This is a genomic window from Pseudomonas sp. NPDC089534 (genome assembly GCF_044749305.1).
In the GTDB taxonomy this organism is placed as follows: domain Bacteria; phylum Pseudomonadota; class Gammaproteobacteria; order Pseudomonadales; family Pseudomonadaceae; genus Aquipseudomonas; species Aquipseudomonas ekonensis.
Map to the genome: position 1 here is coordinate 22,470 of NZ_JBIVHR010000052.1, position 21,308 is coordinate 43,777.

Sequence of the window (21,308 nt, forward strand, 5' to 3'; positions counted from 1 at the left end):
GGTGGTGGTGGTGGTGGTGGTGGTGGTGGTGGTGGTGGTGGTGGTGGTGGTGGTGGTGTGGCGAGGGAGCTTGCTCCCGCTGGACTGCGAAGCAGGCCCTGGCTTTTTGGGGGCGCTGCGCGCCCCAGCGGGAGCAAGCTCCCTCGCCACAGGTAGACCCTCCAGCACTGGCTAGCCCTCCAGCACAGGCAAGCCCTTCAGCACAGGCAAGCCCTTCAGCACAGGCAACCCCTTTAGCACCGGCCGACCGGCGATCCGCTATCCTTGCCCCACACGGATCGCCCGGATGCCGGCATGCTCGAAGTTCAAGACGTCTTCAAAAGCTACCCCACGCCCCAGGGCACGCTGCCCGTGCTGCAAGGCGTCGACCTGTCGCTCAGGCCCGGCACCAGCCTGGCGCTGATGGGCGAGTCCGGCAGCGGCAAGAGCACGTTGCTGCACCTGATCGCCGGGCTCGACAAGGTCGATCGCGGCCGCATCCGCAGCGGCGGCCACCGGCTCGACGAAATGAACGAGGCGCAGCTGGCCCGTTGGCGGCGCACGGAGATCGGCCTGGTGTTTCAGCAGTACAACCTGATCGGCAGCCTGCGGGTCGAAGACAACCTGGCGTTCCAGGCGCGGCTGGCCGGGCGGCATGACCCTCGCTGGCAGAACCACCTGGTGCAGCGCCTGGGCCTGGGCGGGCTGCTCCAGCGTTATCCGGAGCAACTGTCCGGCGGCCAGCAGCAACGGGTGGCGCTGGGCCGGGCGCTGGCGGCGCAGCCGACGCTGCTGCTGGCCGACGAACCCACCGGCAGCCTCGACGAAACCACCAGCGACGAGGTGCTGCGCCTGCTGCTGGAACTGCTCGACGACACGCCCACCACCTTGCTGATGGTCACCCACAGCACACGCGTGGCGGCCCGGCTGGCCGAACGGGCGGTGCTGTCCAACGGTCGCTTGACGTGACGGTGCTGCGGTACGCGCTGGCCGCGCTGCTCAGCCACTGGCGGCGCCACCCGGTGCAGTTCTTCAGCGTGCTGACCGGCCTGTGGCTGGCCACCGGGCTGCTGACCGGTGTCGAGGCGCTCAACAGCCAGGCCCGCGACAGCTATGCCCGCGCCAGCCGGCTGATCGGCGGCGAGCCCCAGGCCAGCCTCGTCTCGCCGAACGGCGCGCCGTTCCCGCAGCAATGGTTCGTCGACCTGCGCCGCCAGGGCTGGCCGGTGTCGCCGGTGCTGCAGGGCCGGTTGATCCTCAAGGGCCACGACAGCCAGCGCCTGCAATTGATGGGCATCGAGCCGGTGTCGCTGCCGGCGGACAGCGCCGTGGCGGGGCAGGCGATGCCGATCGAGCGCATCGTCGAATTCTTCAGCCCGCCGGGAAGCACCTGGATCGCACCTGAAACCCTGCACGCGCTGAACCTGCAAGAAGGCGACATGCCCCAGGCCGAGAACGGTCGGGCGTTGCCGCCGCTGCGGGCTCAAGCGGACATGGCCCCCGGCGTGCTGCTGGTGGACATCGGCGTCGCGCAAACCGTCCTCGATCAGCCCGATCAACTGACGCGCCTGTGGCTGCCCGCCGGTTTCCAGGGCGATCTGCCGGCCGGGTTCAAGGGGCTGCTGCAGCTCAAGGGCAGCGGTGAGGAAAACAACCTGGCGCGGCTCACCGACAGCTTTCACCTGAACCTCGACGCGTTGGGGTTTCTGTCGTTCGTCGTCGGCCTGTTCATCGTGCATGCCGCCATCGGCCTGGCGCTGGAGCAGCGCCGTGGGCTGCTGCGCACCCTGCGCGCCTGCGGGGTCAGCGCGCGGCTGCTGATCGCCGGCCTGGTCATCGAACTGGGCGCGTTGGCGCTGATGGGCGGCGTGTTGGGTGTGGCCAGCGGCTATTGGCTGGCGAGCGTGCTGCTGCCGGATGTGGCGGCCAGCCTGCGCGGATTGTACGGGGCGGAAGTGGCCGGGCAGTTGCGGCTGAGCCCCTGGTGGTGGTTCAGCGGGATTGGCTTGAGCCTGCTCGGCGCGCTGTTGGCCGGGGCCAGCAGCCTGCTGCGGGCGGCGCGTCTGCCGCTGCTGGCGGTGGCCGATCCCCAGGCCTGGCATCAGCAGCATGCGCGCTGGTTGCGGCGTCAGGGTCGGGTGGCGTTCGTGCTGGGGGCGGTGGCGCTCGGCGCGCTGCTGTGGGGCGACAGCCTGGCCAGCGGCTTCATGGTGCTGGCCGGCCTGCTGCTCGGCGCCGCGTTGGCGCTGCCGGTGTTGCTCAGTGCGCTGCTCAAGGGGCTGTCCGCGCGCAGCCGTTCGGTGCTGGGCCAATGGTTCGTCGCCGATTGCCGGCAGCAGTTGCCGGCGCTGAGCCTGGCCCTCATGGCCTTGCTGCTGGCCATGGCGGCGAACATCGGCGCCGGCAGCATGACGGCCGGGTTCCGCCAAACGTTCAACGACTGGCTCGAACAGCGCCTGACCGCCGAGCTGTACCTGAACCCCGTCAACCCGGCCCAGTCCCGGGAACTCTACAGTTGGCTGCGCCAGCGACCGGAGGTGACGGCGGTGCTGCCCAACTGGCAGGTGGCGGTGACGCTGCAAGGTTGGCCGACAGAGGTGTTCGGCGTGATCGACCACCCGCACTACCGCCAGCATTGGCCGCTGCTGGAGGCCAGGGGCGACGATCCCTGGGCGTCGCTGGCGGCGGACGACGCGGTGATGCTCAGTGAACAGCTGGCCCGTCGGCTGAAGGTGCGCCCGGGGGATCGACTGACGATCCCGACGCCGGGCGGGCCGTGGTCGCCAAGGGTGGTGGGCATCTATGCCGACTACGGCAATCCCAAAGGCCATGTGCTGGTCAACAGCGCCCACTTGCTGCGCAACTGGCCGCAACTGACGCCGAACCGCTTCAACCTGCGGATCGATCCGGCGAAGATCCCGGCGTTGCTCGACGCCTTGCAGGCGCGGTTCCGGCTCGACGATTCCCGCATCGTCGATCAGGCGCGGCTCAAGGGCTGGTCGGTGCAGGTCTTCGAGCGCACCTTCGCCGCGACGGCGGCGCTCAACAGCCTGACGCTGGCGGTGGCCGGGGTGGCGCTGTTCATCAGCCTGCTGACCCAGAGCCAGAGCCGCCTCGGCCAGCTCGCACCGCTGTGGGCGCTGGGCGTGACCCGGCGCGGGCTGATGCTGCTCAACCTCGGCCAGACCTGGCTGCTGGCGGTGTTGACGCTGCTGGTGGCGCTGCCGCTGGGCATCGGACTGGCGTGGTGCCTGGACGCGGTGATCAACGTGCAGGCGTTCGGTTGGCGCCTGCCGCTGCGGGTTTTTCCTTTGCAGTTGCTGCAACTGATGGGGCTCGCGCTGCTGGCGACGCTGTTGGCTTCGGCGTGGCCGCTGTACGCGTTGTACCGCACGCAGCCGGCGGATCTGCTGAGGACCTTTGCCCATGAGGATTGATCTGGCGGCCCTGGTGCTTGTGCTGTCGCTGCTTGCCGGCTGCGGCGAGCCTGCGCCGGAGCAAAAGGGCTTCGCTGGCCTTGGCAACCAGGCGCAGGCGTTCACGCCGGTGGTGCCGGGGCGCGTGTTCAGCTTCCCGGCGGATCATGGCCCCCACGAGGGGTTCCGCATCGAATGGTGGTACGTCACCGCCAACCTCAAGGACGGGCAGGGCAACGAATTCGGCGTGCAATGGACCTTGTTCCGCAGCGCCCTCAGCGCCGCTGCACCGCAGCCGGGCTGGGCCAACCAGACCATCTGGCTGGGCCATGCGGCGGTGACGTCCGCCGGCGTCCATCATGCCGCCGAGCGCTACGCCCGCGGCGGCACCGGGCAGGCCGGGGTGCGGCTGGCGCCGTTCGAGGCGTGGATCGACGAGTGGCGTTTCGCCGAGCAAGCGGGGGATGCGTTGAACGACCTGCAACTCAGCGCCCAGGACAAATCCTTCAGCTATCGGTTGCACCTCACGGCGGACCGGCCGCCGGTGTTGCAGGGCGATCAGGGCTACAGCCGCAAGTCCGAGCAAGGCCAGGCGTCGTACTACTACAGCCAGCCTTTCTTCCAGGCCGACGGCACACTGCAGATCGACGGCCAGCGTTACACCGTCAGCGGCCCGGCCTGGCTCGACCGCGAATGGAGCAGCCAGCCCCTGACCGCCGAGCAGACCGGCTGGGACTGGTTCTCCCTGCACCTGGACAGCGGCGAGCAGGTGATGCTGTACCGCATGCGCCAGAAGGACGGCGCGCCGTACCTCACCGGAACGTGGATCGGCGCCGACGGCCAGCCGCAGACGCTGTCCGCCGCGCAGATCGTCCTGACCCCCAAAGACACGGCGAAGGTCGCCGGCCGGTCGATGCCGGTGCGCTGGTCGGTGGCCATTCCCGACAAACGCCTCGACCTCACCCTCGACGCCCTCAACCCCAACGCCTGGATGGGTTTGCGCATTCCTTACTGGGAAGGCCCGGTGCGCCTGAGCGGCAGCCACGGCGGGCAGGGTTACCTTGAGATGACCGGGTATTGAAGGCTGCCGAAGTCAGAACGCAGCATTGGCGAACGCCCCGCAACCTGTGGGAGCCAGCCTGCTGGCGATGGCGTCGGCAGGGACAGCGTCTATGCTCAACCCCACGCCCGTTGCCGGGCGCTGCCATCCATCACAGGGAACGTACCGCCTATGAAGCTCCACGCACTCACCCAAGCCATGGCCCTCGCTGCCGTCCTGTCCACCGCCGGCCTGACGGCGCACGCCGCCGACATTCCGCTGTCCGCCACGGTCGAAGCCGATCAGGTCACCACCAAAGTGCTGTCGGTCGACGCGGCCAAGCATCAGGTGGTCCTGGAAGGCGCCGAAGGCCGCGAGGTTCACATCCAGCTCAGCGACAACGCGAAAAACCTCGGCAACCTCAAGGTCGGCGATCAGGTGAACCTCGAAGTCACCCATTCCGTCGCCGCTTATCTGGACACCGACGTGGATAAAGGTCTGCCTGGCGCCACCGAGCGCACCGGCGAACTGCGCAACGCCCCGGGCACCCCCAACCCTGGCGGCGAGGCATTCCGGCAGGTGCAGGTGGAGCTGAAAATCACCAGAATTGATTTGGCGAAAAACCAGGTCACCCTGGAAAACCCGTCCGGCCAGTCGAAAACCCTCAGCGTCGAAAAGCCTGAAATTAAGGCCAAACTTAAAAACCTCAAAGTCGGCCAAAGCGTCGTGGTCACTTACACCGATGTATTAAAAGTGACCACTCAACATGAAAGTTGAGTGTTGACTCTACAAGATGACTGTTCTTGTACAAGTAATGGTATGAGAACAGTCATATGAAAATGTTCCATTCGGTGAGTTATGCAAGTTTGTCGGGAAATATCGACGACAGCGCGCTATTAACTTTTTCGTACATAAATTTCATGTTTAATCAGCACGACATATCCGCCAAATTCCATTAAAATCCTTCCCGTTCGCCCAGTGTCAGGGCTCTTTACCGGTGCATGGATTGCCAGGCCATTACACTGGGCGAACACCTTGACCGGCATTGACCGGCAGGAATTCCGGATACAAAAAAAGGGCGACTGAACAGTCGCCCTTTTTATTGGCCTCAACTTTTGGCTGTCCCCAAGCCTTGGCGCAACTCAAACCGACTGAGTGCGCTGTGATACATCCTGGTGCGCCGGTGGCCGTTGCCATAGCGGCCCGAAGCCGCCACCGTGCCGGCCTGGATATGATCCAGGTAGCGGAAGACCGTGCGCGGCGACAGAAACTTCACCCCATATCCCAAGCCGACCATGCGGTCTTGCAGGGTATATCCGGGCACCCGGTCATCCATCGAGAAGTGCAAAGCGTTGGCTTTGATCAAACGCGCATTCCACAAGGTGCAGAAACTCTTCAAGTGCGTTTCCCGGTATGGCTTGGGTTCTCTGGAAGGCAAACCGATGCGTTGTTTGGCCCGACGGAAGTAATGCTTGAAGTAACGCGACGATAAACGCCACGCATCCCTGAGCGCACCCCGGTCGATCTGCTCGACGCAACCGACCGCCGCCATGTCCGGCAACTTGGTGCACTCGCGCATCATCAACGGGAAGATAGCGGGGTCATAGACAAAAGTGTCGGTGTGCAACAGGAACAGATAGTCGGTCTGCACTTGCGCCAAGGCGAGATCAAGTGCCTTGCCATGGGCGATATGGCCCGGCTCCGACGGCACGGCCGGGCGTTCGATCAAGTTGATCCAGTCGAGCGAACGCAAGTAATCGAGGCTTTCGTCCGCGGAGTCGTTATCGACCACCCACACCGGAATCCGATGTTCAACGACGTGCTGGCGCAGAAGCTCCAGGCACATCCGGGTGATGTCCGGGGTCTTGTAGTTCACCAGTACTAGGCTGAAGTCCGGATGCTGTCCGGCGGGCAAATCCAACGCGCTCATCATGACGACCCATTTGAAAGGCAATGGCAGGGTGGGCGACGGCCGATTCGTTCACGGGCGCCGCTTTCTGGAGCGCAAGGTAGCGGGGCAACCTTAGTTCAAACTTAATTTTGCGGCGCCGGCGGGCGCCGGAGATGTTACGGCGTTTGGCGGCCGGGCAGGGCGGTGCGTTAAGATGCGCCGCCCCCATTTCAGCTCAAGGAAGAAAACGGCCCACGCCGTTGCGTCACGGATGAAACCACTGTCCCTCTACCACCCCGTCCTGTATTGGCTGCGGGTGTGGCAAAAACGGCTGTTCCGCCACATCGCCTGGCACTGCTCCAGCCGCCGCTACGCGCAGCGACGCACCGCCGAACGCCTGCCGTTCCGCTACCTCAAGCACACCTCGAAACTGATCCGCAAACTCGGCGACTCGGACCTGGCCCTGCAACACAACAAAGTCATCAACCTCAGACTGGCGGTCGCCGCCCTCGACGGCGTCGTCATCGCCCCCGGCGAACACTTCTCCTTCTGCCGCCTGGTCGGCCGCCCGACCCGCCGGCGCGGCTACGTCGAAGGCATGGAACTGTCCTTCGGCGAAGCCCGCCAAGGCGTCGGCGGCGGCATCTGCCAACTCAGCAACCTGATCCACTGGATGGCCATCCATTCGCCCCTGGTGGTCACCGAACGCGCCAACCACAGCTTCGACCCCTTTCCGGACGACGGCCGCATCCTGCCCTTCGGCTCCGGCGCCGCCATCTTCTACAACTACATCGACCTGGTGCTGCACAACCCCACGGACCGACACTTTCAGTTGAAGCTGAACGTGGGGGAACAGCAACTGGAAGGGGAATTGCTGTGTGACCGGGAGCGGGCTTACCGGTATCACGTGTTTGAGTGCGGGCATCGGTTTGTGCGTGAGGGGGGTAGGGTGTTTCGTAAGAACGAGATCTGGCGGGAGGTGCGGGAGAAGGGGCAGGTGGGGGCGTTGGTGGAGAGGGAGAGGCTTTATCGGAATCGGGTGGTGGTGAAGTATTCGGTGGAGGGGGAGGTGTTTGAGGTGAGCTAGCCGTATTTGTTGTTTTGTTTGATGGAATTTGACTGATGTACAGGGAGTATCAATGAACCGTAGTTTCAAAGCTTTCAGCGTGGCTGGCACCACGCTTTTCACATTGTTCGTCTCTTCCAGCCTGTGGGCGCAGGAACCGCGTGAACTTTATGACGCAATGAAAAAGGGTGAATGCCTGCCTCACTCGGAGCGTTTGCATGAACAAGCCGTCACGGGCGATCTGAATGCGCAACTGGAGTTCGGCAAAGCCATTCAGGAAGATCTTTGCGAAGTCGTCGAACGGTGGTCGCCGGGAATGCCCGAGCAGTGGTTCCGTAAACCCGCCGAACAAGGCATTGCGGAAGCACAAGTTGAACTGGGCAACGAATTGAGCTCGGACTGGAGCGTGGAAGGTGAGGACGCAGCAGTTGTCTGGTATCTCAAGGCTGCGGAGCAAGGCAATGCGCAAGCCCAATTCAATCTGGCGCAGATTTACCATCGGGGCGGCCGATCGATAAAGAACCTCAAGGATATGGACAAGGCTCTGGCGTATTACCACCAGGCAGCGGAGAGCGGATACCCCTCGGCATACATGTTGTTGGGGGCGATTTACCAAAGCGGAAAGGAGGTTCCTCAGGATGATGTCGTCGCTGCCAAGTGGCTTCGCAAGTACGCCGAGACAGGGAATGACTCTGGACAGTTCGACTTTGCCGAAGTGCTGGCCGCGGGACGGGGTGTTGAAAAGGATGAAGCTGGTGCCTTTGAGTGGTACGGCAAGTCTGCCGCACAAGGAAACGAGTACGCCCAGTACGAAATGGCGCAAATGCTTGAGCAAGGAACCGGAACGAAGCGCAACGAGCGTGAAGCAGCCAAGCTCTATCGCAAGTCGGCCGATGCCAACTTCGGCAAAGCACAATTGGCATTGGGGAGCATGTACGCGCAAGGGCGGGGTGGATTACCCAAGAGTAAGTCCAAGGCCAAGTTCTGGATGCTGAAGGCGTATGAGCGCTCGGCACCGGGGGCTGAAGAAGCGTTAAATAACCTTTGAGGCCAAGCTTGCATGCAGGGGCGAGGCAGTTCTCGCCCCTGCATCGGTACTCAATTCAGACTTCTTGTTTCCAGGCAGACAAGGTGATGATAGTTCCTTCCGCTTCTCGATTGCGGATCTCGACTTTGTAAGTGCCGCCGCCGATGTAGCCTTCGACCAAGGCTTTCCTCTCGTTGCCGCTGATCTGCGCGTCTTTGGCCTGTTGCTTATAGAAGTCCAGGACATCGGCATAGTCGGAATAGGTGCGCAGAATCACCTCAAACTCATGCCGAGGCCGGCCAGCCATCTTATCCCAGTCACCGTCCATCGGCGTGCCTTCCATGCCCGGTGTGGTGAACTCACCGTGTGCGCCGGCGCCGATCAAGTGAGCGCGCTTCGGAAGCATCGGAAGCATTGCCTTGGGAAAGTCGGAGGGCAGTTGCGCGGCGCTCCAGGCGCCTTTTTCCGGGTCGGTGGAAACATACTCGACCGTTGCGATCTTCTGCGCAGCGGCGCGCGTCTCGGGATCGTCGCTTTCGGCCCGGATCGCCAACAGGGGCGGCAACTGCTTGCTCCAGGCGATCAGCGGTTCAGCGTCCGACTTGTTGGCGCCTTTGGGCTGGAAAACCGTCAGCACGGTGTCAGGCAGGTCGTTGCAGGTCACCGGTTCCTCACTGGATTTGACGGTGCAATGGCCGTTCACCAGGCCGAGGGCCATCAGTTGCCCCTTTTCATTCAGCAGCAACGCAGCGCGATCACGACCATTGTTGCCGTCGTTCATGGCCGTGACCATCGAACGGCCCGACGGCAGGCCCTCTTCAACGGCTGAATACTCCGAATCCAGGGCTTCGAGCACCTGTTGCACGATCATGGTCTTGTCGTTGGTGTAGCTGCCGGTTGCATAACCAAGGAAGTCGACCAACACCGATCGAATGGCCGGATCCTCGTTGAGGTTTGGTGTGCCGGCCGGGGCAGGGGCATTCGTGAGCAACAATGCCGTGGTGCCGTCAGGGCGTTGTTCGGAGTGCAGTGAGAGTGCGGAGGCGTTGAGAGAGAGGAACAGTGCGAGGGTGAGGGTTAGGGGGTGTGTCAGGTTGGGCAAGAGGCAGTCCTTTGAGAGATTCCGGATTTAGAGAGAAGCTTGTTTGGATGATGGGGGAAGTGGAGAAAGATTGTTGAGTTGTTTCGTGAGGACGCCAGTGAAAGGTGGACAGAAAAATAGCTAAGTAACTATTATTTTTTGGTTGGCGAGTTTTAGTGCTTGCTTGGCGCTTTCTGCTGCTCTTCGTTAATTAGCGCTTTATATTTTGAGAATGTTGATGCTGCCCACTCGTTGCCGTCAACAAGGTATTCGTAGAAGATTGGGTTTGTGGCCCATTCGTTAAAGACCAACTTGCTTTTTTGCCTGTTATCAGTGTCTGGGAGGCTAAGGCTCCAGTAGCTTGATAAAGTCGGATCGATTATTTCGAAAAGTTCCGCCGAAAAAAGTCTAGGATACTCATCGCTATCTTCCGAACATATATAAAGCCAAGGGTAGTTGTCTCGGAATTCTATACCGTAAACAACGTATTCCTTCCCTGTCTCGAGATCTAGCTCTCCGTCAGGCATTGAGACGTATTTTTTGAGTCTCAAAGCAGTTTCTGATGTTGTCTGGTTTATGTTGTTGAATTTGCAAAGTACTTTCATTATTCAAAAACTCCAGGTGGTACTGATGGGTCGTTACCCCAAGGTTTTATATCGTCAGTGCTGTGTTTTTTAAATTTGAAGTCCATTAGGTTGCCGGTCTCTGGGTCGCGGACATAGTGAACCACGGAGTCATTTCCGTTCTTGGACTTTACCTTCAACTCCCATTTTTCCATTCCTTTGAAATTTGGGTCCTTGAGACCCTCAATAATCATTACGCCATGTCCTTCCTTTGCAGCATTAAGTGTCATCTGATCCTGAATGCTCTTAGGCTCTCGGCTCCACTTATCCTTTTGGGGAGGAGTAGGTGGTGGTGGAGATCCTTCATTTACAGTTGCTTTAGCTGATGGGGGTTCCGAAGGTTTTGTTGGTTTTCCATCACCAGCACCGGGACACCCATTCAACCCCAACGGATCCACCCACCCCGTAGGGTTAGGCACGTACTGGTAGTTGTTCAACCCACCCGCCAGCTTGATCGGATCCGGTGTCAGGAACCGTCCAGTCCCCGGATTGTAGTAGCGATGGCGGTTGTAGTGTAGGCCTGTCTCCGCGTCGAAGTACTGGCCCTGGAAGCGCAGCGGGTTGTCGATTTCGGCCACGTCGAGGGCGGCGAGGTTGCCGTAGGCGCGGTATTTGGCCGACCACAGGATCTCGCCGCTGTAGTCGGTGAGTTCCTGCGGGGGGCCGAGGTGATCCAGCTGGTAGTAGAACGGCGTGGCCCGGCGTGGACCCTCGCCTTCGAGCATCGCGAGGGGGTGGATGGTGCCCGGTTAGGTACTAAGCCAAAAAATATTTGAGCTTTCCTCTGAGGAAGCTGGCTTTATAACTCATGTTGTGGGCTATAACGGGTAGTCACATTTCCATGGTGGCGTGAAAAGGGTAGGGTTTATATTTAGGTGCTCTAGGTGTTTGTATAGTTCGGCTTCTGAGTTTGCTTCTTCTAAATTGACTATCGTAATGTCTCTGTCATCGATTCCGTCGCTAGTTTCAATGGTTTTTTTGGGGATTGTAAAAACTACGATCACAAAGCGTGAATCCTTTGTGTTGTGTATGAAGTCGTAGTATTGGTGCGGTGTTGTTATTTTGTACTTGTAAATTGCATATATGGAAGCCCACGTTCTAAGTAGTGGGTATTCAGATTTAAGCTCTTGCGCGATATTGTCATAGCCTTTCCCCTCCAGCCCGAACCAAACGGCGCGTGGGATCGTAAGATCGTTACTCATTTTGACCCGCAAATTGGTTTGGTCGGTAGAATCGAATGATTTTTCCATCTTTTGGATGTAGTTAAAAGTGTCGCATAGCTGGATAAGGTTGCCGTGGGCATCGTAGGTGTAGTGGCGCTGAAGCAGGTGGTTCTTGTCGCACTAGCTATACGCTATAGGCCAGCAGGCAGCCCTATTCGTCATCTTTATCCTTGAACTCGTGCGGAACTATATGCAGGGGGCGTACTATTAATCTAATGGGTACTCGCATGTCCAAGGGGGAGTAAATAGTTCAGGATCGATATTGTTATTTTGTAGAAAGAGATCGATTTCTTCTTCGGTGTCAAGTTTTTTGCAGTTGGTAATTGTTGTATCGCTTGCTCCGATGCTATCTCTTTTTTCTAGAATGTGAATCGGCAGGGTGAAATCTACAATTACGTATTTTGAACCCTTTGCGCTTTCTAGGAAATTATAGTAGCGCTCTCCTGGAAATCTATTGTCAAAATCAAGATGGTATACAGCATAGATCGCAACCCATCGTCTCAGTTTTTCATCTGCGGTAGGAAGTTCCTGAGCTATTTCGGTATAGGATTTTGCCTCCAGTCCCCACCAAACCTTTCTCGGTATCTTCTTTATACTGTTCATTTCTGTCCCTCAAAGGGATCCAGCTTGATCGGATCCTGCGGCAGAAACCGATCCAGGTGTGAGGATCAATCAGGCCTTTGTCATTGAGTCTGAGGTGCAGCCGTCTAAGCATCTGATCAAATGTTCCTCCGTTTCGCCAGACTAGGAAGCGGTGATAGACCGTTGCCCAAGATCCGAAACGCTCAGGTATATCTCACCAGGCTGCTTCTGAGCAGCGCACCCGAAGCACGCCATCGAGCATCAAGCGATCATTGCTGCGAGGTCTGTCTCTTACATGGGTTGCCGTAAAAAGATCGGCTACCACTGCCCACGCTTCATCCGAGTGTTAATAACGCTTTGCCATCACAGAATTACTTTCCGTAGATGGTCGGCGACTGTACAAAACCTAGACCGATCCGGGGGCACATTTCAGTTTCCTGGGATTTCAGACAGAGCCTAATTTGTGGGTTTCCAGAACTTAATGTTCTCCATGTGGCGTTCGATATCATCCATGTCATCCTCTCCGATCGTTGAGTCAAAACTTGAGCTGATGTTTTTTCGAATTTTTGCAAGGCGCTGAGTTATGTTTTCATCATCGATAAAGTCAGTCGTCGCTTTTTGGTACTCTTCGATTGGTTTATCGGCGTAGTAGCTGCCAATTTTGTGAAGTGAGATTAAAATAAATTCAATCTCTGCTAAGGTATCGAGAGCGTCATCTCCAGAGAGTACTATTTTTTTGTTTTCATCAAGCATTATTTTCTCCGGGTGAAAGTTTGATTTTCAAGTTTTAGATTGCCCTTCAGTGGTTGTCGTCGACGCAGACTAGGCTGCCTCCGGCGGCGCGCTGGCACTCGTTCACCAGTTCGCTGGCGCTGTCGTTGAGTTCGGTTTTCTTCAATGATTGTGGGAGAAAGTCAAAGTTAAACAGACTTCAAGTCAGGGCTGACTCCTCTCAAAGTTTTTATGAGGATGAATCGATCTAATGCTTTTTGAGGCTGTGGCTTAAAATTTTGAATGCTTTGCTTTTTCTAGCAGGCTCTCAAGCTCCGGATAGGATTCGAGATCTTCGCGGGTTAGTGTATTAATAATTGCTTGTATTCTTTCAAAGTATTTGCTCTCGATTTGAGTGTCGGCCCAATCCAGCTCTGATGCTGCAGCTATTGATACTTCGATGAATGAAGAGTCTAAGAGTTTCTTTAATATTTCAATTGCATAAGTCGAACGTTGCTCCCCAAGTGCAGCAGCACTTCTTTCCTGCCAATATTCTTCTTTTGAGAGGATCGAATCATTTAGCTGTTTCCAATCGTCAGTGCTGAATTTTCCCAGTACGCCTCTAGCTACCTGCTCTGTAATATACTCATTCCAGTTGCTGTCTTCGTTTGGCCCAAGCCAGTAGTTGTATTCTTCATACGCTTTGCTGCTCATGATTTACCTTAAATTAGATAGGCGGCGACATGGGAGCATCGCCGGCAGGGAATGAAGATGTGACAACTCCATTGTCTTTTAGTACTTGCCACTGGACACCATCTACCGTTTTTGTATGTAGCGTAGTGGTGACTCCGTCAACTTCACGCATGACAACGCCCGGTGTTGCCGCTACTTCATCAGTTACCCACAATATTTTTTCATTACTCCATGTCTTCGGAGCGAGTGTGTGCTTTCCACCTTTTTTTGCCGACATGCCAATGGTTCCGTCTTTTCGCTCAAGAATCATCTTGAAATCTTCGACTTTTATTGTTCCGTCTGGGTTTGTCTGTAAAACAGTCATTTGGTGGTTAGGGGACGTTAGTACCTCGGGTGAGTGACCGCCAATTGGTTTGTTGCTGTTTGGGCTACGTGTGCCGAACAATATCTTGCTCTGCATTTGTGCAGGTATTGGACCGGTATATGGGCGATTGTATGGGTCAGGTGGAACTTTACCTTCATCGTGCTCAGATTTTTGAGAGTCATCCGGTTTTTTTCCATCTGGAGATTCGGATTTTGTACCTGGGCAACTATTCAACCCCAACGGATCCACCCACCCCGTAGGGTTAGGCACGTACTGGTAGTTGTTCAACCCACCCGCCAGCTTGATCGGATCCGGCGTCAGGAACCGTCCAGTCCCCGGATTGTAGTAGCGATGGCGGTTGTAGTGTAGGCCCGTCTCTGCGTCGAAGTACTGGCCCTGGAAGCGCAGCGGGTTGTCGATTTCGGCCACGTCGAGGGCGGCGAGGTTGCCGTAGGCACGGTATTTGGCCGACCACATGATCTCGCCGCTGTAGTCGGTGAGTTCCTGCGGGGTGCCGAGGTGGTCGAGCTGGTAGTAGAACGGCGTGGCCCGGCGCGGGCCTTCGCCGTCGAGCATCGCGAGCGGGCGGAAGGTGCCGGGTTCGTAGATGTAGCTGCGGTAGCGGTTGTCCGCGCTTTCGGCGATCAGGCGTTCGCCTTGCCAGAGGAACTCGGTGGTGTGGCCGTCGACGGTCTTCTCGATCCGGCGGCCGAAGGCGTCGTATTTGTAGCTGGCGGTGCTGCCGCCGGGCAGGGTGACGCCGACCAGGCGGTGCTGGGCGTCGTAGCGGTACTCGGTGACGAGCTTCTGGCCGGCGCCGCGGCGTTCGCGGATCAGGTTGCCGTGGGCGTCGTAGTCGTAGTGGCGGTCGCCCTGCATCAGCAGGCGGTTGCCCTTGACGTTGGCCAGGTTGGCGACGGGCAGGTCGTTCTGGCCGAGGAGGTTGCCGGCGGGGTCGTGGGCGAAGCTTTCCGGGGTGGCGCCGCGCACGCTGATGAGGCGGTCGAGCGGGTCGTAGTGGAAGCTGCGGTTGCCCTTGCGGCTGTCGTTGATGCCGGCGAGGTTGCCGTTGGCGTCGTAGGCGTAGCGGCGCTGGAACAGGTTCTTGTCGCGCTGGCTGACGCTGTGGGCTTGCAGCCGGCCCTGTTCGTCGTACTGGTATTGGCTGAGCAGCAGGCCTTGCTGGCGTTGCTGTTCGCGGCCGGCGCTGAACTGGTGGCGGGTCAGGCGGGAGCCGTTGAGGTCGATGCCGCTGAGCTGGCCACCCGGCAGGTGGCGGTAGTCGAGCGTGCTGCCGTCGGGGAGGCGGCAATGCTTAAGCTGGCCGACGCTGTCGTACTCGTAGCGCGTGGTACCCCAACCCTGGTGTTCGGTAATCAGGCGATCTTGTACGTCGTACTCATACGCGAGGGGCCAGTGGCCGTCGTCGACGCTGACCAGGCGGCCGAGGGCGTCGTAGCTGTAGTGGATTTCCTCGCCGTCAGGCAGGGTCTTCACCAGCAGGCGGCCGGCGGCGTCGCGCTGGTATTCGGTGACCAACTCGCTGGCGTCGTCGCCGAACTCGGTCTTCTTCAGCAGTTGGCGGTTGAGGTCGTATTCGTAGGCGGTGCGGCGGCCGTCGAAGCCGGTTTCCTGCTGGATTAGGCCGTTGCTGTAGTAGTCGAGGCGGTAGTGCTCGCCGCGCTCGTTTTCGATGTCGGTGAGCAGCAGACCGGCATTGTCGTAGCGGTAGCGCAACTGGCTGCCGTCCGGGTTGATGCGGCGGCTGACCAGGTGCAGGTTGTCGGCGTACTCGTAGCGGGTGATGCGGCCGAGCTCGTCGCGTTCAGCTGTCACGTTGCCATAGGCGTTGTAGGTGAACGCGCGCGTCGCGCCACCGGGCAACGTCACCTGCGACAGGCGATTGGCGTTGTCCCACTGGTACTGGGTGATGGCGCCGGACTCTTCCTGACGGGTGATCTGGCGGCCCATGGCATCGTAACGGTACTTGCGTTGCCCGCCGTCGGGCAGGCGCTCTTCCAGCAGTTGGCCAAGGTTGTTCCAGCCCAACTGATGGCGGCTGCCGTCGGGATGCGTGATTTCCAGCAATTGGCCTTGTCGGTCGTAGCTGTAGAGCGTGGCATGACCGTCCGGGTCGATTTGCCGGGTGACGTCGCCTTGCTTGTTGCGCTGATACTTCCAGCTGGCCTTCCCGCGATGCACGTCGCTGACGAAGCCATTGCTGTATTCGTAGGTGATGGCTTCATCTTCAGGAGGGATGACCGCAGTCATCAACCCCTCATCGTCGTACCGGTACTCGGTCACGGCGCCCAGCGGATCCTTTTCGGCGATCAGCTGGCCTTTGTCGTTGTAGGCCTTCAGATGCTCGGCACCGTCCGGATCGACCTTGCTGACCAGGCGGGCCTTGTCGTCGTGGGTGTAGATTTCTTCACTGCCATCGGCGTTGGTGACGGTTACGGTGCCTTTGTCATCCCAGGCGTAGTGCGTATCCATCTGCGAGAAATTCGCCCAGTGATGGATGCAGCGAGCGAGCTTGCCTTCGTGCTCCCATTCCCAGAAGAAGGCCGCTCCGCCAGCCAGTTGCCTTTCCAGAATCACATGTTGATCGTTGTAGCGATAACGTTCGGCTTCCCCTGCGGTGTTCTTCGCCTCAATCAACCGGCTTTGAGCGTCGTAGCTGTAGGTGACCAGCGTTTGGACGGTGTTCCAGGCGTCTTCGAGGTTGTCCGCCGGAAGGAACTGCTGATAATCGATTGCGACGATGTGCTTGCGGTCGTAACGCAGCAGCAGGGCGCGGCCCGCGCCGTTGTCGAGGCGCTTGATGCGTCCGTGGATGTCCCGCGTGACGTGCAGCCGATTGCCGTAGCTGTCGCTGATGGCGATCAGGGTTGCGCCTTTGCTGTTGAAGCGGAAGTGGTAAAACGTCGGGCGCTTGCTTGCTTGGGCCAGAATCAGTTCGGACGGATCGTCACCCAGGAAAATGGCTGCCCGCGAGAGGCTGTTGGTGATGGCCGGACGCTGTTCACTGGGGAGCGGGAAAGGCGTGGAGCGGTTTTCATGGTCAGTCCAGATGACCTCGTCGCCCACGATTTCGATCCGGTGCGCGAGTGCATGACTCCAGCCATGGCCCAGCCCACAATCGATTTCCACTGCGCTGGTTCTGTACAGGCGCGTCCATTCAAACGGCAGCAGCCCGTCGAGTTGGCCGTCGGTAAGCGTCAGCAGTTCTTCACCGGTGACCATCGATACCGGACATCCATCGGTGCAGGTTCCGGCAGCTGGCTCTGCGCTCTTGTCGGCAGGTGTCTTAGCCTGTTTGGCAGCATCGTCACCGGCTTTGCCTCTACCGAGCGTCGCGTTTCTCTTTCCATCAAAACGCAGTTCAGAAATGCCGTTTCTTACCTTGGCCGTCACACCACGCGCCGCCACGGCCGTGTATTTGGCGACATACTCCATGAAGCCTTTGATGATCTTGAACACGGACTCGACAAAGCCAATCACGGCCTTGATGAGAATCTCGCCGTACTTCTTCAGTCGCGCGGCGAGATAGATAATCCCTGTGCCTTCGGCCGCGATGGTCAGTACGATCCCGATCACGATATCGATGGCAATGCCGACGACTGCAGCCGTAGTCATCTTCGCCGACTCGCCTGCCAGTTTGGTCGGCGGCAAACCTGCCAACCAGATCACGGCACTCCGCACCAGCAGAAACAATGCCGCTTCGTCGCTGGCGAGCAGCATGGCCTTTTTCATGACCTCCGGTGACTGCTTGGCCAGGTCAATCAGCTTTTGAGTGCCGGCGCCGAGATCTTCCTTGAACTTTCCGGGATCCTGAAGGATGTCCAGAACCAGGCTGATGCCGTCCCACACGCCCTTGATGGCCTCCCAGCCACCTTCAAGAATGCCTTTACCAACAGACATCACCATGGCGGATGCCGATAAGGTTGACCATTGCGGTTTGAAGCCGGCCCACTCCTTGCGCAGAAAGCCTTCCAGGTCAGCTGTAATGCCCTTGTAAGAGTTGAACAAGGCATCGATTTGCGCTGGAGTCACTTCATTGTGAACGCGGATCTTGTAGTACTTGCCAGGAATGCCTCCCGTCCAGCTAGCCTTACCTTTGGCGTCCAGTTTGACTTTGCTGACAGCACCACCCTCCACGGCGACGATTTCGACTTCGATGTCACCCACCGGAATGTCATACACCGATTCGAATTTGCTCTCGATGAGCAACGGCCCTTTCAGCGGGCACTGAGCGACGTTTGAGGTGAAGTCGCCATCTGTCATGCTCACCGACTTGCTGGTGTTGCCGACTTTGATCACTCGCTCCATGCCGAGCAGGGACGGCAGGTCAGCGGCTCGGCTGCCCTTGTCTGCGGCTCTTGCATACCAGGTCTTGGTTTGTTCCTGGTACAGCTTCAGGCTGTCTTTGAAGGAGTTGAGTTGTCCGTCAATGAACTCAATGCGTTCCTTTGCGATCATCAGCCTTGCTCCAGAATCAGGTGGTTTAACAGTGCTTCTTTAAGGTTGTCCGGAGCATCCGGGCGACGTACGAAACGGGCGATCTTGTGTTTCAGGTTGTTCTCGGGCCAGGCGGTGTAGAGGTCCGGGCGTTCCTCCTCCAGCCATTGCATGAGGTTGCTGATCAGCGTGGTCGGATTGTCCTTGGCCAGCCCATCCAACAACCCCTTCGGCACCTCCCACCACGGCCAGTCCTTCGCCTTCCTCACCACCCGCGGCCCGACCTCCAGGCTTTGCCCGTTGATCAGGTAGCGCTCGAATACCGGCAGCAGTTCCCCGGCCGCTTCACCCAGCCCCTTGAGGATCGGGTGGATGTGCCGGCCGTCCCAGAAGCGGAAGAACACCTCGGTCCCGTCCGGCATCTTCACTTGGGTGAGGCTGCGCAGGTGCTCGAAGACTTCGTCCGGTTCGCTGCGGGAGACGGCCAGCCAGCCCCAGTCGAGGGCGTCGGTGTCGGCGATCCAGGGCAGGAACGGGGAGTTGGGCTTGAGCTCGGTGACGTAGGGCATCACCGGTTTCCAGCTGGCGTAGAGGGTGTCGTTCCAGATCGGCACGAGCTGGGTGGCGGGTTCGCTCATGTACAGGGTTTTCAGGCCGTCGGCGTCGCTGGCGGCGCTGATGATCAGGTACAGGCGTTCGCCGGTCTGCAGGGGTTGGCGGGTCAGCCAGTCGTGGGGTGTCAGTCGATCAGATGGCACAGGCACCTGCCTTGCATTTTTCGCATTCTTCGCAGAACGGCGCGTTGCGTTTGAGGGTGTTGACCTGCGCCGGGGTGAGCACGGCGCCGGCCTTATCGGCGTCGGCCTGTTTCAGCGCGCCGGGCATCAGCGGGGCGGCGCCGGTGCCGCTGCCCGGGCCGCCGCCGGAGTTGATGTTGATCGCCGGGCCGCTCATGGTCACGCCGCCGCCGTCGATCTTGATGAAGCTGCCGCCGCCGACCAGGGTCAGTTCGCTGCCGGCCTCGAGCACGACCTTCAGGCCGCTGCTCAGGTGGATCTCCTGGCCGGCGTCGATGAACTGGCCGGTGCCGATCTTGATGTGCTGGTTGACGCCTACGGTCAGGTGGTCGTTGGCCCGGGCCTCGACCTTGCGGTCCTCGTAGACGGTGTGGTGCTCCTCGGCCTTGAACTCGCTGTAGCTGTTCTTCTCGACGGTGTCGTGGCGCTCGTTGCCGACGCGGATCTTCTGGTCGTGCTCGACGTTCTCGTCCCAGTCGCGCTGGGCGTGCAGGAAGATCTGCTCCTGGCCTTTCTTGTCCTCGATGCGCAGCTCGTTGAAGCCGCCTCCGCCCATGGAGCTGAGGGTTTTGAAGGTGCTGCGGGTCTTGTTGGCCGGCAGGGCGTAGGGGACGGTGTTTTCCTTGTGGTACAGGCAGCCGCTGACCAATGGCTGGTCGGGGTCGCCCTCAAGGAAGGTGACCAGCACTTCCATGCCGATGCGCGGGATGGCGATGCCGCCGTACTGGGCGCCGGCCCACGCCGAGGAGACGCGCAGCCAGCAGGTGGTCTTGTCGTCGGCCTGGCCTTCGCGGTCCCAGTGGAACTGCACCTTGACGCGGCCGTACTGGTCGCAGTGGATCTCTTCGCCCTTGGGTCCTGTGACCACGGCGCTCTGGCTGCCGAGGATGCGCGGCTTCGGGTGGCGCAGGGGCGGGCGGTTGGGCACGTCCCACGGGGTGGCCTGGAAGCGGTTGCGGTAGCCCTGGTGGAAGTCGTCCTTGAGCGCCGTGGTGTCGCTGGTCACCGACTCTTCCAGCACCTGCGGCTGCTTGCCTTCGTGGAGGATTTCGGTGAGCAGCCAGAGGTCGTTCCACTGCGCCTTGGGGTGCGCCGTCAGGGCCAGGAAGTGGCCGCTGACCAGGCGCGGCTGGTCGCTCTTGCCCTCGGCGAGGCGGAAGTCGCTGCGGTGGCGCTCCAGGGCGCGCTTGGCCAGGTGCTTGCCGCGCTCGCGGTCGATGAAGCGGCCCGGGTAGTCGTAGTCCTCGAGGTCGGGCAGGGCGTCGCCGCGGTTCTCGCTCTCGAGGGTCAGGCGCGGCTTCTCGAAGTCGTAGTCGCGGCGGGTGGTGCGGCTGGTGCGGGTTTCCAGGCGCAGGTCGAAGCGCTTGATCACCGGGTCGCTGGCGACCATGCCGGAGTCTTGCTGGTAGGCCACGGGCGCCAGTTTCGGGAACACCGTCTGGTCATCGCCGAACACCAGCTTGTGGGCCGTGGCGCTGTGCTGGAAGTGGAAGTGGATGCCTTCCTCTTCGCACAGGCGCTGGATGAAGTGCAGGTCCGACTCGTCGTACTGCACGCAGTAGATCCGCTCGGGATAGACCGAACCGGTCTTGAATTCGTAGGCGTTGGCCTGGATGCCGTGTTCCTCCAGCACCTTGCCGATGATCTTCGGCACGCTGAGGTTCTGGAAGATGCGCTGGTTGATCCGGTGCGCAAGGTAGGCCAACTGCGGGCGCAGGGTCACGGAGTAGCGGGTCAGGCGCTTGCCGGAGTCGCCTTGCGCGGCGCGGTAGATCAGGCCGTGGATGCCGCTGCCGTCGGGCGACAGCTGCAGGAAGGCCGGTTTGTGCAGCAGGGTCTCGAGGTCCAGCGACGGCTGCTCACTGACCAGCTCCACCTGGAAGGCGAACGGCTCGCTGACGGCTTCGCGGCCTTGCAGGGTGAATACCTGGAAGTCGGCGGAAAGGCCTTCGATGGTCAGGGCAAAATGTGTTTCGTTGGCCGGCGCGAACATCCCTTGTTCCTCGTGCTGCAGCGGCGCCCGTCGGTCTTCGTCAAGCGATCCGACGCACGCGAAATTCTGGAGGTGCGTAAACAACATCGACCAGCAGGGCTGGTCGATGCGTGTAGCGGTCAGCCGTAATTAAACGACTGGAGCACGCCAGTCATCGGAACCCGAAGTACCGGATACTTCGTGGGTCCAGGTGATTTTGCGGTAGGTGAACTGCACTTCTTCCAGGTGGGTGAAGTGCGAGTTGCCTGGATCCTGGCAGTTGTGCATTTTGTTGTTGATGGCGACGATGATCGCGTCTTCCAGTTTGGTGGTGTAGTAGTGCTCTTGGGTGCCTTGAGGTTCTGGAACGGCAGGACCGTGATCGA

At 59.7% G+C, this 21,308-nt stretch carries 16 protein-coding genes and 2 pseudogenes; 6 read left to right on the forward strand and 12 right to left on the reverse strand.

From position 1 onward, the window contains the following. Window positions 1–294 precede the first annotated feature (294 nt). The 4 genes from ACIP0B_RS16990 to ACIP0B_RS17005 all read left to right on the forward strand — a co-directional run bounded on the left by ACIP0B_RS16990 (window position 295) and on the right by ACIP0B_RS17005 (window position 5,211). Complete coding sequence (locus ACIP0B_RS16990) at window positions 295–948, forward strand: ABC transporter ATP-binding protein (protein WP_400833965.1); 654 nt, start codon at window positions 295–297, stop codon at window positions 946–948. Continuing rightward, window positions 945–3,416 (forward strand): FtsX-like permease family protein, encoded by a 2,472-nt coding sequence (locus ACIP0B_RS16995; protein ID WP_400833968.1) that lies wholly within the window; start codon window positions 945–947, stop codon window positions 3,414–3,416. Before ACIP0B_RS16990 ends, ACIP0B_RS16995 begins: the two co-directional genes overlap by 4 nt. Next, window positions 3,406–4,476: a lipocalin-like domain-containing protein gene (locus ACIP0B_RS17000; protein WP_400833971.1), complete on the forward strand. Its 1,071-nt coding sequence runs from the start codon at window positions 3,406–3,408 to the stop codon at window positions 4,474–4,476. The genes ACIP0B_RS16995 and ACIP0B_RS17000 overlap by 11 nt, the downstream gene beginning before the upstream one ends. Before the next feature lie 150 nt (window positions 4,477–4,626). Continuing rightward, window positions 4,627–5,211, forward strand: a complete 585-nt coding sequence (locus ACIP0B_RS17005) for a hypothetical protein (protein WP_400833974.1) — start codon at window positions 4,627–4,629, stop codon at window positions 5,209–5,211. Window positions 5,212–5,542: 331 nt separating this feature from the next. On the opposite strand, the gene ACIP0B_RS17010 is transcribed toward ACIP0B_RS17005, so the two are convergent. Further along, on the reverse strand, window positions 5,543–6,364 hold the full coding sequence (locus ACIP0B_RS17010) for a glycosyltransferase (protein WP_400834009.1): 822 nt from the start codon (window positions 6,362–6,364) through the stop codon (window positions 5,543–5,545). A 232-nt stretch (window positions 6,365–6,596) separates the two neighbouring features. Here ACIP0B_RS17010 and ACIP0B_RS17015 point away from each other — a divergent pair, with 232 nt between their 5' ends. Together ACIP0B_RS17015 and ACIP0B_RS17020 are read left to right on the forward strand one after the other, a co-directional pair. Further along, window positions 6,597–7,412: a VanW family protein gene (locus tag ACIP0B_RS17015; RefSeq protein WP_400833976.1), complete on the forward strand. Its 816-nt coding sequence runs from the start codon at window positions 6,597–6,599 to the stop codon at window positions 7,410–7,412. A 52-nt stretch (window positions 7,413–7,464) separates the two neighbouring features. Further along, entirely contained in the window at window positions 7,465–8,439 is a 975-nt protein-coding gene (locus tag ACIP0B_RS17020; RefSeq protein ID WP_400833979.1) for a sel1 repeat family protein, read from the forward strand. 55 nt (window positions 8,440–8,494) lie between these two features. On the opposite strand, the gene ACIP0B_RS17025 is transcribed toward ACIP0B_RS17020, so the two are convergent. From ACIP0B_RS17025 to tssD, 11 genes and pseudogenes are all read right to left on the reverse strand, one after another. Further along, window positions 8,495–9,520: a hypothetical protein gene (locus tag ACIP0B_RS17025; RefSeq protein WP_400833981.1), complete on the reverse strand. Its 1,026-nt coding sequence runs from the start codon at window positions 9,518–9,520 to the stop codon at window positions 8,495–8,497. 152 nt (window positions 9,521–9,672) lie between these two features. After that, a complete protein-coding gene (locus ACIP0B_RS17030; RefSeq protein ID WP_400833984.1) occupies window positions 9,673–10,104 on the reverse strand; it encodes a hypothetical protein in 432 nt (143 codons plus the stop codon). Between the two features lie 302 nt (window positions 10,105–10,406). Continuing rightward, a pseudogene (locus ACIP0B_RS17035) lies at window positions 10,407–10,871 on the reverse strand (RHS repeat-associated core domain-containing protein); the annotation flags it as partial. 681 nt (window positions 10,872–11,552) lie between these two features. Then, the gene (locus ACIP0B_RS17040) at window positions 11,553–11,948 is read right to left on the reverse strand and encodes a hypothetical protein (RefSeq protein ID WP_400833987.1); all 396 of its coding nucleotides are present in this window, start codon (window positions 11,946–11,948) and stop codon (window positions 11,553–11,555) included. A gap of 52 nt (window positions 11,949–12,000) precedes the next feature. After that, a pseudogene (locus ACIP0B_RS17045) lies at window positions 12,001–12,252 on the reverse strand (transposase); the annotation flags it as partial. A 131-nt stretch (window positions 12,253–12,383) separates the two neighbouring features. Further along, window positions 12,384–12,680 (reverse strand): hypothetical protein, encoded by a 297-nt coding sequence (locus ACIP0B_RS17050; protein WP_400833990.1) that lies wholly within the window; start codon window positions 12,678–12,680, stop codon window positions 12,384–12,386. A gap of 249 nt (window positions 12,681–12,929) precedes the next feature. Next, window positions 12,930–13,352, reverse strand: a complete 423-nt coding sequence (locus tag ACIP0B_RS17055; protein WP_400833992.1) for a HEAT repeat domain-containing protein — start codon at window positions 13,350–13,352, stop codon at window positions 12,930–12,932. Between the two features lie 13 nt (window positions 13,353–13,365). Continuing rightward, entirely contained in the window at window positions 13,366–18,174 is a 4,809-nt protein-coding gene (locus ACIP0B_RS17060) for an RHS repeat-associated core domain-containing protein (protein ID WP_400833995.1), read from the reverse strand. After that, entirely contained in the window at window positions 18,174–18,911 is a 738-nt protein-coding gene (locus ACIP0B_RS17065) for a DUF4123 domain-containing protein (protein ID WP_400833998.1), read from the reverse strand. Before ACIP0B_RS17065 ends, ACIP0B_RS17060 begins: the two co-directional genes overlap by 1 nt. Beyond that, the gene (gene tssI / locus ACIP0B_RS17070; RefSeq protein WP_400834001.1) at window positions 18,901–20,943 is read right to left on the reverse strand and encodes a type VI secretion system tip protein TssI/VgrG; all 2,043 of its coding nucleotides are present in this window, start codon (window positions 20,941–20,943) and stop codon (window positions 18,901–18,903) included. The genes ACIP0B_RS17065 and tssI overlap by 11 nt, the downstream gene beginning before the upstream one ends. Before the next feature lie 129 nt (window positions 20,944–21,072). Beyond that, a partial coding sequence (gene tssD, locus ACIP0B_RS17075; protein WP_400834003.1) for a type VI secretion system tube protein TssD occupies window positions 21,073–21,308 on the reverse strand: 236 nt, incomplete at its 5' end.